At 33.7% G+C, this 9,808-nt stretch carries 13 protein-coding genes; 1 reads left to right on the top strand and 12 read right to left on the bottom strand.

The features are described 5' to 3' along the window. Positions 1 to 245 precede the first annotated feature (245 nt). Both G6047_RS00615 and G6047_RS00610 read right to left on the bottom strand, forming a co-directional pair. Positions 246 to 761, bottom strand: a complete 516-nt coding sequence (locus G6047_RS00615) for a hypothetical protein (protein WP_169525413.1) — start codon at positions 759 to 761, stop codon at positions 246 to 248. 174 nt (positions 762 to 935) lie between these two features. Next, entirely contained in the window at positions 936 to 1,907 is a 972-nt protein-coding gene (locus G6047_RS00610) for a hypothetical protein (RefSeq protein ID WP_169525411.1), read from the bottom strand. 367 nt (positions 1,908 to 2,274) lie between these two features. On the opposite strand from G6047_RS00610, the gene G6047_RS00605 reads away from it, so the two are divergent. Further along, positions 2,275 to 3,747: a reverse transcriptase domain-containing protein gene (locus tag G6047_RS00605; RefSeq protein WP_169525409.1), complete on the top strand. Its 1,473-nt coding sequence runs from the start codon at positions 2,275 to 2,277 to the stop codon at positions 3,745 to 3,747. A gap of 617 nt (positions 3,748 to 4,364) precedes the next feature. Here the strand turns inward: G6047_RS00605 and G6047_RS00600 are convergent. The 10 genes from G6047_RS00600 to G6047_RS00555 form a co-directional block, all read right to left on the bottom strand. Continuing rightward, complete coding sequence (locus G6047_RS00600; protein WP_169525407.1) at positions 4,365 to 4,865, bottom strand: hypothetical protein; 501 nt, start codon at positions 4,863 to 4,865, stop codon at positions 4,365 to 4,367. Between the two features lie 161 nt (positions 4,866 to 5,026). Continuing rightward, positions 5,027 to 5,398 carry a type II toxin-antitoxin system death-on-curing family toxin gene (locus G6047_RS00595; RefSeq protein WP_169525405.1) on the bottom strand — a complete coding sequence of 124 codons (372 nt, stop codon included), beginning with the start codon at positions 5,396 to 5,398 and terminating at the stop codon, positions 5,027 to 5,029. Then, positions 5,395 to 5,583 (bottom strand): hypothetical protein, encoded by a 189-nt coding sequence (locus G6047_RS00590; protein ID WP_169525403.1) that lies wholly within the window; start codon positions 5,581 to 5,583, stop codon positions 5,395 to 5,397. Before G6047_RS00590 ends, G6047_RS00595 begins: the two co-directional genes overlap by 4 nt. A gap of 192 nt (positions 5,584 to 5,775) precedes the next feature. Then, positions 5,776 to 6,069, bottom strand: a complete 294-nt coding sequence (locus G6047_RS00585) for a type II toxin-antitoxin system RelE/ParE family toxin (RefSeq protein ID WP_169525401.1) — start codon at positions 6,067 to 6,069, stop codon at positions 5,776 to 5,778. Next, a complete protein-coding gene (locus G6047_RS00580) occupies positions 6,062 to 6,313 on the bottom strand; it encodes a type II toxin-antitoxin system ParD family antitoxin (protein ID WP_169525399.1) in 252 nt (83 codons plus the stop codon). Before G6047_RS00580 ends, G6047_RS00585 begins: the two co-directional genes overlap by 8 nt. Positions 6,314 to 6,516: 203 nt before the next feature. After that, positions 6,517 to 7,383, bottom strand: coding sequence for a DUF4238 domain-containing protein (locus tag G6047_RS00575; protein WP_169525397.1), 867 nt, complete (start codon positions 7,381 to 7,383; stop codon positions 6,517 to 6,519). A 160-nt stretch (positions 7,384 to 7,543) separates the two neighbouring features. Then, entirely contained in the window at positions 7,544 to 8,158 is a 615-nt protein-coding gene (locus G6047_RS00570; RefSeq protein WP_169525395.1) for a hypothetical protein, read from the bottom strand. 163 nt (positions 8,159 to 8,321) lie between these two features. Beyond that, positions 8,322 to 8,732, bottom strand: coding sequence for a type II toxin-antitoxin system VapC family toxin (locus tag G6047_RS00565; protein ID WP_169525393.1), 411 nt, complete (start codon positions 8,730 to 8,732; stop codon positions 8,322 to 8,324). Continuing rightward, positions 8,729 to 8,980 (bottom strand): DUF6364 family protein, encoded by a 252-nt coding sequence (locus G6047_RS00560; protein WP_169525391.1) that lies wholly within the window; start codon positions 8,978 to 8,980, stop codon positions 8,729 to 8,731. Before G6047_RS00560 ends, G6047_RS00565 begins: the two co-directional genes overlap by 4 nt. 215 nt (positions 8,981 to 9,195) lie before the next feature. Beyond that, the gene (locus tag G6047_RS00555) at positions 9,196 to 9,654 is read right to left on the bottom strand and encodes a hypothetical protein (RefSeq protein ID WP_169525389.1); all 459 of its coding nucleotides are present in this window, start codon (positions 9,652 to 9,654) and stop codon (positions 9,196 to 9,198) included. Between the last annotated feature and the right edge of the window lie 154 nt (positions 9,655 to 9,808).

Genomic DNA, 9,808 nt, shown 5'->3' with positions numbered 1-9,808 from the left:
TCCAGCGAGATTTGTTTCAACTTCAATTGTGAAGTCAGAATTGTATTTTTCGTTTAATATTTTCATTTTATTATAATTTGAATCTCTTATGATTGTTTGTTTACGCGATTGGGCAATTACCGCTAACGTTTGGCAGCCAAGCGCGGTTGCGGACTTCTGAAGAAAGTTGGCTCGGCTGAACGTAAAAGTACTGAAAAAATGATTGGTTCAATTACCTGAAAGCAGCAATCGCGTCTTGGGTGCGGTTAGGCGTTCGTTTTTCCTTTGTTTTTGCTTTTTGTATAAAGAATTGACAATATAATGACAAGAGCAAAAAATCCAAACATCATTGGGATTAACTTTTTATTGCTATCAACTTTTTCATTGACACAGTCTAAATAAATATAATTTGTTCTATTTTTTACTAGACCAAAAACACTTTTTAAATCAGGAAATTTAAGACCATTGTCTTTGTTGATATAAATCTCAATTAAGTCTCCGGCATTGGTATTTTGCATAAATGAATCAACCTTAAAACAATCGACATTATCTGCAATTATTTTATAAACGCTGTCTTGGCCTACATATAAGTTATATGAATAGCTAATTTTTCCTTCGATCCTGTATTTTTCTAATTTTATGAATTCAGTTTCGATTTTGGTTATGTTATCAAAATCAACTTTTTTTGCCGTGAAAATATCTGCAGAAAACCAAAGAATCGCGATTGAAACAAAGATGAGTAAACATATATTTACTATTTTTTCGAACTTTTTAAAAGTCATAATTTGGTTCTCATTTCATATTTTTTTAAAATGACGCCTAACGTTTGGCAGCCAAGTGCGGTTGCGGACTTCCGAAGAAAGTTGGCTCGGCTGAACGTGAAAGTACAAAGAAAAACGGTTGGTTCAATTACCTGAAAGCAGCAATCGCGTCTTGGGTGCGGTTATAAGCTGTGGCTAATTTTCAATCAATGGTATATATTTTTCTCGACAGTATTTTTCAATGTCTGAATCGCTTTCAAAATATGTGTCGCAAAATTCGTTTAGTTCTTTTTCTGTTGCTTTATAATAGCGTTCCTCAGCAGTCATCAATTTTTCTGTATTCTCAATAAACTTTTCAAACTCCTTATTCATTTTACAAAGTTTATCAATAGTTCTGAAATCCAAATTTCTGTAGGTTGCCGGAAACAGAACTTTGCTCTGATATGGATTTGCATTTAGCTCAATAATTCCAATTCCGAACGATTCATTGAGTCGTGCCATTTCTTCTGTAAGGCTGTCACTAATTTCAAACGCGACTAGGTATCCATAATTTGCCCAACTTGAATTTGATACAGCTTGAAAAAAGGCCTTTTTGAGTTCACTGTCACTATTTATTTCTCTCTTAAGTTCATAAGAACTTAATTTAAATGTGTCCACTCTATTAATTGATTTTAAAAATGTTTGGCTGGCTTTCGTTTGGAGATTCAAAAATTTGATACCTACCATATCTGGATGCGTCCAAATTTGATTGCTGTCTTTGCCATTTGACTGTTCATGAAATATGGTTTTGGAATAGATGTCTGTGTTTTTCAAGTAGCTACTAACCAATTTGTGCAAATCGCGCTCTTCATATATTTTCAACTTAGCTTTTCCAGTCGCAACTTGCGGTTCAATCTCGGTTTCACTATATAAAAGATCAATGCCTATATTTTGTTCGTTTTTCGTTAGGTAGTAAAGATAAGAGCCGTTTTCTTGTTTTATTCTTTTCACTCTTGTATCCCCATTTCTTATAAAATCACCAAGCGACGCGGAAATTGTAGATGCTGGGGTTTTGGCATTTCCAAAATCAAAGTAACTTTTTTGGACTATATTATTGTAGACTTCCAAATAATTTGTGAGTCCAGCGATATCCTCTAAGCTTTTTAAAACTGCTTCTTTAATTATCATTTATAATTGTATTTATTTATGGTTCGGAGCCGGGCGAGGCCATAGCTTATAACGTTTCGCGGCTAAAAGAAGGCGCGATTTCCGTAGATTGTTGTCTCGGCTGGACGTAAATTTACTGAAAAAATGGTTGGTTCAATGACCTGAATGGAGCGCTTTTTTTTAGCCGCTGTTGTAGGCAGTTTTTACTATATTTGTCTTAGTGTTCCTATGGAGCTAACGGAATGTACTACTGCTTGGAAGTGAATCTTTCGAGCAAGGTGTAATTATTCTTCTAAAAAATGGTTATTAATTAAGAGCTTACTTTTAATTGTGCATTCCGTGAATTTGTCTTGCCTCGGCAGGGCATTTTTGTTTATAAAAAATAGATATGGAAAAATTTTTATTAAAAGATATAGAAAAACAAGCAAGGGAACTTTGCGAGAAGTATAACACTTACCACAACTTTCTCCATTTAACGATAGAGCGAAAAAATAAAATTTATATTGTTCCAACTCTTAAAAAAGTACATGTTCCAAAAGAATGGAAACGTGATAGGAAACATAACCCTTTTTATGTCTATAAGCGGAAAGAACAAATTGCTAAATCAGTAAGCAAGAAAATTTTGGATGGAACTTATTTACCAAATCCACCGTTTTTAAAAGAGATTCCTAAACCAAATGGAGGTAAACGAAAAATTAGCATCTACCAAATTCAAGATTCTGCGGTATCTGATAGGTTTTATCATAACTTGCTCAGTAAAAATAAACACAGATTTAGTTCATTGACATATGCGTATAGAAATGACAGAAACATTCACTATGCTATTCAGGATATCGCTAATGAACTTAAACATGTTCCTAGAATCTTCGTAGCTGAATTTGACTTTTCAGATTTTTTTGGCTCTATCAATCATGAATACCTTTTTAGTCAACTAAATCAAAATGCTTTTTTATGGAGCGATCGAGATATGCAAATCATGAAAGCTTTTTTAGCAGACAGAGAAAAGGGCATTCCATTGGGTACATCAATTTCTTTATTTCTAGCGAACGTCGTTTGTTGGAAATTGGACAGATCTCTTGAAGATCAGGGTGTTCGATTTGCAAGATATGCTGATGATACTATTATTTGGTCGAAAGATTATTCTAAAATAACGAAGGCGTTTGACATAATAAATAGCTTTTCTGAAGATGCTGGAATTCGTATTAATTATAAAAAGTCAGATGGAATTTCACTTCTTCAAAGTAAAGACATGAAATCGGAATTTTTAAATACCAAAGAGCATATTGAATTTTTAGGATACAAAATTTCAGCACAGAATATTAGCATTAAGGATCAATCTATAAGGAAAATAAAGAAACAAATCACCTACTTGTTATATAAAAATCTACTACAACCCTTAAAACCCACCAGAGTTCATCCGCAAAATTTCCCGCAGAATGATAAGGATAAAAATTTTCTTAGCGCGATATCAGAAATTAGAAGATATTTATACGGTAATCTTACGGAATCTTTGATGAGGCGATATTTAAACGGCACATATAAGATTCTGAGATTTAAAGGAATCATGAGTTTTTACCCTTTAATCAATGATATTGAACAATTACAATACCTAGATAAATGGTTAGTATGTACTATTATGAACGTTCTAAATCGTCGCGAACGCGAATTATCAACTTTAAATCCGTCGTGGCCAAGTAATCAATCACCATTTAATTTAGACAAAGACAGTTTAATATTTACTTATAAAAAAACTATTCTCGAAATTCCAAGTTTCTTGCGTATCCATAACGCTATACAAAAAGGATTGAAAGACGATGGAATTGATCGTGTCATGAATCCTCAATCAGGTTATTACGAATGATTATAAAATTGCCTACAACGTTTCGCGGCTAAGCGAGGTTGCGGTTTTCGGAGAAAGTTGGCTCGGCTAACCGCGATGGAAGTTAAGAAAAAAGTTGTTACAATGATCGAGTAGGAGCAATCTTGTCTTAGCCGCTGTTGTGTTCTCGTGCCTTCTATTGAATTGGCTTTATCTCAATTTATCCAAAATTAATGTGTGAACTTTTGCCTTTGATGAAAATCACACACGAATAATTGTGTGAAAATTTCTGTGTGAATATTTTCTCTCACAGAAATTTTCACACAGAAATTAAAAAGTCAAAGAAATTCCACTATGTCTTATTATCTACGAACGGCGAAGCTTCGATCAGTAATTCGACAAAGAAATGTGTGTTCACAGAAATTAATAATTAGACAAAGTTCATTCTGCATTTTGGCAAAAAGTAGTACCAGGAAATTATGGCCAATAATGGTCTTTAACTTTTGCGGCGATAGGCATGGAACACAACGTTTCGCGCATCTTTGCTGTTGCGGAAATCCGAAGATAGTTTTCTCGGCTGGACGTAAAGTTACTTAAAAAGTTGATTGGTTCTTTAACCTGAAAGCAGCAATGGCAAAGATGCGCTGTTGGCAGACGTTTTATCTTTTTAAAACCAAATTGATTTTTAAAAATTCTTCATTTGCTCCAAAATTTTCAGTATTGGCTTTTGTGCCTCTGAAACTTGCTTGACCGCATTCATAACATAATTTAACTATGCCAACTATTTTAGAATTCTTTTTTAAAACAAAGATATCCCGATATATTGGTAAACATGCAGCAAATTCAAAATCACCATTACTATTCTCCCTGAATATTTGACTAAGTTCTTTTACTTGTTTTGCGTTTAGAGTAGTCTTCGTATATCCAATTTCCCCGAGTTTAGAAATTTCGGATATTTCATTAATTGATTCAGGATAGTAGCCTGAAATTATTGTTGACGCTGTAGCATTTTCTAAATTCAATTTAGAAATTTGACGGTCATTCAAATTTAGACTGTAATAATCAGAACTATCAAAATCAAAGAATTTATTTCCAAGTGGTTTTTGTCTATTACAGCTTATAGAAACTGCAACTAATACAAAAAAGAATATTCTTTTCAAGTTCATAAGTTTAAAAATGTTTGCCAACGTTTGGCAGCCAAGCGCGGTTGCGGACTTCCGGAGAAAGTTGGCTCGGCTGAACGTGAAAGTACAAAGAAAAATGATTGGTCCAATTACCCGAAACCAGCAATCGCGTCTTGGGTGCGGTTATAAGCCGTTTTTTATTTTACACAAGAATTTAGCCAAGCTCTGATATCTTCAAATCGAGATTCGCCAGTACTTACTGATATAACAATTTTATATTTTTCGTCTTGACTTGCATAAATATCAAATCCGCTTTCCAAAAGTATCAGCCTCATAATTGTGTAGCCAATTCTTTTATTGCCATCAATGAATGGATGATTTATTAAAAGACTTTCCAAAATCGCCGCAGCTTTGTCTATTGGAGTTGAATATAAATCTACTTGGTCAAATGTCGCAAATGGTCTAGCTACTGCGGACTCCAATGCGCCAAGATCTCTTATACCTTTTGCGCCGCCAAATTTGTCAATAAGAATGTTATGAATTGCTTCAACTTCACTGATTGAAATCATTGAGCAAGTTTTTGTAGAAGCTCATTATCTTCAGAGAGAATCTTTCTAAAGTTTGAGGTCAAATTTGTCTCAACAGAATTGTCAGAGTTTACCTCTTTCAAAAAATCTAAAATATCAATAAGCAGATTTTCCGGAACTTGATCCAGAACTTTACTGATTTCGTTTTTGATTTGAATTCTTGTCATAGTGACAAATATAAAGAAATTTTTCAAGTTGCCGTTCTCGAAAAATGGCTTATAACGTTTCGCTTGTCACGGCTGGTGCGGACTTTCGGAGAAAGTTGTCTCGGCTTGACGTAAAGTTAGTTAAAAAACGTATATTTACAACTACCCGAAAAGCAGCACTGGCCGTGACAAGCTGTTATGTGAGGTTTTAATTTACAGTTTAGATTTGAGATCCATTTTTTCATGAAGAATTCTTGCGATTTCAATTTCCTTGTCAGAAATTATTCGGAAGAATATTATGTGATGGTTACTTTTAAAACCCAGCAAATTTTTATTTATGTTTTCGTAATTCTTTCCAAAATTAGGATGTTTAGCTAATTCTTGGCAAGAAGCTAAAAGTAAATCGTAGTACTTATCGGCTTGATCTTCGGACCATTCATCGCAAGTGTAATCCCAAATATCAGATAAATCTAATACGGCTTTATTCGTCAGGATATATTTAGCCATTTAATTTTTTCCTGGCTTTAAGCATTTTTAAATGTTCTTTCGGATTGAAGTTCTCGGCCTGGCCACTTTCAATTCCTTCCTGAATCGCGTTTCTCAAAGCGATGATTTTATTCTCTTCCTCTTCAAGTAGCCTCAATCCAGCACGTATAACTTCGCTTGCATTTTGGAATCTACCTTTTGAAATACTCTCATCAACAAACGTTTCGAAATGGTTGCCCAAAGAAATTGATGTGTTTTTTCCCATGATAAATTTTCTTTTTGCTAAGTTACCAAAAAATGGTAATCGCTGCAAAAGTTTTAAAAAAAATCTCACATAACGTATCGCCGGTTGGCTCCGGTGCGGCCTTTCGGAGAGAGTTGTCTCGGCTGGACGTAAAGTTACCTAAAAAATGTTTGTTTCTGTTACTTGAAAGCAGCACTGGTGCTAACCGGCTGTTATGTGACGTTTTACATCAACCTCTTAAACAAATGTAATTTAAATTCCTCTAAAGACATCTTGTATTTTTCAAAATGGTCTTCTAACATTTCCAAATATTTAATATCAGAACAGGCAACATATTTCACGGCTTGCTTATATATTATGACATCAAAACAGAGCCAAAGATAAAAATCGAAGTTTTCCTGTTTAGGTGTTCTGAGAAAAAATCTTGTTCCACTCAAGGGGAATACGTAATTATCCTCGTAAATGTTTGGATTTTCATTTTGAAATATTATCGGATTGTCGGAGCATACAAATGGCAAATTCGGGTGTTTCGAAATTATACTATAAGGAGTGCGACAATTAATACCTCTAGCTGGATCCATTAGAGAATTGATAAACTTGTAAGCTTTTGCAAATTCAGGATCCTTCCTTAGCAAATTTTCAAAATCTAAATCTCGATTTCCGTCCTTATTGAGAACTTTCATTCCTAATGATTTCAAATCATTGTTTGCTAAAAGTTCTTCAATTTTTACTTTATTATGAGGTAATCGCCAATAGAGAATACTCATGAAAAAATTTAGCATTTGAACATCATATTCGGATATCCCAAACTTGTTTGTACTTTCTGAACTTCGTATCGTTGCAATTAGCTTTGCTACTTTATTATCTACTTCTGAATATGTTTGTTCGATAAAATCGCTGGATTCTCCATTTCTAAAATACGTGTTCTCATTTTCTGTATAGAAATAGGACTGAGGATGAAAGACTTTTCCATTTTTTATGAATTGTTTTTTCTCAACATTGTATATGTGAAAACAACGCGATCCATTGGTAAAACCTCGTAGATAAAATACTGGTAGATAATGATGTCTCCAAGATTTATTAATGGCCACTTCTCGTCGATTTTATAAAAATGTCACATAACGCTTCGCCGGTAAAAGAAGGCGCGGCCTTAAGAAATAGTACTCTCGGCGTAACGCAAATTTACTTAAAAAATGACTGGCTCAATAACTTGAACGCAGCGCTTTTTTTTACCGGCTGTTATGGGCTGTCCTAACTTACCCAATCGGATAATGTTTTAATCATAATCCAACTTCCATCTTGGTTTTTTTTATAAATGTAAATGCCTCCTTCTCCGCAAAGTGCACCACACGAATATCCGATTTTTACAATTGCAATGTTCATGTTTTTGGAAAATAATGGAATACTTAATGTGCAAACTTGACCATATTTTCTACGAATTTGATCATAATACTCATTTCTTACATTTTTATCGCGATTAAATGCTTTTTTAAAGTTTAGCGGAACTAATTTATTGTTAGAAATAACGTCATTATTGATTTTAAGATTTGGATTAGTTGCTGCTTGCTTAAAAATAAAATTTAAGTCTTCTTTTGTGAAGATAGAATCTTCTTTTACTATTTGTAGAGAATCGAGCTTAGTGAAATAGAAAGTTGGATCCTGATCCCATATCCGATTGCAGTTATTAAAAATTTTCGCTTTTGAACTCATACAAAAATTAATCAGATTTGAAACATCTTTTTTGTTTACTAAATATTCAGCTTTAAATTTTTTAGAAGAAAGTTTTGTCTCTGAATTTTTGCAAGAAATCACTAAAAAAATAATTGATAAAATCATGACTCTTTTCAAACAAATTCTAATGTTCATATTTGATGATTTTAAAAGGATAGCCCATAACGTTTCGCGGCTAAAAGAAGGCGCGGTTTCCGGAGATTGTTGTCTCGGTTGGCCGTAAATGTAGTTAAAAAATGGATGCTTCTGTTACCTGAATGGAGCGCTTTTTTTTAGCCGCTGTTGGGAGAAGTTGCAATTACATTATGCTTTTTAAATATTCTTCAGCTGTCATAATTGGTAAACTGGATTTACTGAAATCCTTATCATCCCTAGTTATTATTACGGAGCATTTTGAATCCAAAGCGCAGTAATATTGAACAGCATCTTCAAAATCTTTGAATCCAGAATTCAAGCTCTTTTCAATGATTTCTTGATTTGCATCACAAACTTCGCAAAGAATTGCAAATTTCCTCAATCGCTCAAGCGCAACGCTTTTCGATTCCATTTTGCTTAAAATGTATTCGGTTGTAGTGAATGAAATTGGAGAAGCTACAAGTTTCAATTTCTTTGCGTCAGCCAACGTTGCTAGTTTAGCAATTGAATCATAATTAGCTCGTTCCCCGAGTAAGTCCAGAATAATATTTGTATCTAGGAATATTCTTTTCATTTATATTTTTCTTCTAAATGACTTTTATATTCCAGTATATAATCATGATGTTCATCTAATTTTAAACCAGAAGACAAACTTTTTACAAACGGAGAAATTTGAATTTCATCTTTAGGAAAATTTTCCGAAGTCAATGAATTTAGATAATTCTCAATCAACCTTGACAAACTTAATTTCTTGTTTGAAGCATAAGATTTTGCTCTTTCAATTACGTCTTGATTGAGTTTTAATGTCAACTTAGTATCCATAACATATTAATTATACGTACAAAGGTAATGAATTTTGAACGTATAATTATTAAAAGACGATTTTTATGCAATTTCTCCCAACGTTTCGCCGGTTGGCTCCGGTGCGGCCAAAAGAAATAGTTGTCTCGGCTGGACGTAAATTTACTGAAAAAATGATTGGTTCAACAACCTGAAAGCAGCACTGGTGCTAACCGGCTGTTACCAGAAGTGCATGTTCATTTTTCATCAATATTACGGCTATAAATTTCAGTTATGTTTTTAATAGTTCCGGCGAAAACTCCCATATGGCCGCGGGAATTCATATCAAAAGTTCCTACAATAGTTACATATTGATTGTTAATACCATCAGTTGGATTTTGAGTTAGAACTTCATTAGAGAATTCGACCCAAAACGAGTTTTTAAATATAGCATTCTTATAATCATCTTCATGTAAATAAATAGCGTCCCCTTCAAATTGTAAATTCAAATAGCCCTGAACTCGTATCTCTTTTCCATGATATTCTTCTGGATTAGCAATTAGTCTTATCATAGAAATATTGTAATTATCAATGTGAAAATCGTCCTTGTCAACAGTTTTTTGTTTCCCAGCATTGGCTTTGCTGTTTTCCTTTTGCATACATGCTGAAACAGTCGATATGAGTAGACTTAATAAAATTATTTTTAGAATTTTCATGTTAGTATATTATGAGGCCAATTTGCATTTCTGGTAACGTTTTGCCGGTAAAAGAAGGCGCGGCCTTAAATGATAGTTGTCTCGGCTGGACGTAAATTTACTGAAAAAATGAATGGTTCAACGACCTGGAAGCAGCGCTTTTTTTTACCGGCGG

Origin of the sequence: Flavobacterium silvaticum, from assembly GCF_012911565.1 — a bacterium.
Taxonomy (GTDB): Bacteria; Bacteroidota; Bacteroidia; order Flavobacteriales; family Flavobacteriaceae; genus Flavobacterium; species Flavobacterium silvaticum.
The sequence above is the reverse complement of the archived record's forward strand: the minus strand, read 5'-3'. Positions and strand labels throughout refer to the sequence as shown.

Coding starts and splice junctions, on each gene's coding strand:
- G6047_RS00615 (WP_169525413.1), bottom strand. CDS start 761: ATGACTTTTAAAAAGTTCGAAAAAATAGTAAATATATGTTTACTCATC.
- G6047_RS00610 (WP_169525411.1), bottom strand. CDS start 1,907: ATGATAATTAAAGAAGCAGTTTTAAAAAGCTTAGAGGATATCGCTGGA.
- G6047_RS00605 (WP_169525409.1), top strand. CDS start 2,275: ATGGAAAAATTTTTATTAAAAGATATAGAAAAACAAGCAAGGGAACTT.
- G6047_RS00595 (WP_169525405.1), bottom strand. CDS start 5,398: ATGATTTCAATCAGTGAAGTTGAAGCAATTCATAACATTCTTATTGAC.
- G6047_RS00590 (WP_169525403.1), bottom strand. CDS start 5,583: ATGACAAGAATTCAAATCAAAAACGAAATCAGTAAAGTTCTGGATCAA.
- G6047_RS00585 (WP_169525401.1), bottom strand. CDS start 6,069: ATGGCTAAATATATCCTGACGAATAAAGCCGTATTAGATTTATCTGAT.
- G6047_RS00580 (WP_169525399.1), bottom strand. CDS start 6,313: ATGGGAAAAAACACATCAATTTCTTTGGGCAACCATTTCGAAACGTTT.
- G6047_RS00570 (WP_169525395.1), bottom strand. CDS start 8,158: ATGAACATTAGAATTTGTTTGAAAAGAGTCATGATTTTATCAATTATT.
- G6047_RS00565 (WP_169525393.1), bottom strand. CDS start 8,732: ATGAAAAGAATATTCCTAGATACAAATATTATTCTGGACTTACTCGGG.
- G6047_RS00560 (WP_169525391.1), bottom strand. CDS start 8,980: ATGGATACTAAGTTGACATTAAAACTCAATCAAGACGTAATTGAAAGA.
- G6047_RS00555 (WP_169525389.1), bottom strand. CDS start 9,654: ATGAAAATTCTAAAAATAATTTTATTAAGTCTACTCATATCGACTGTT.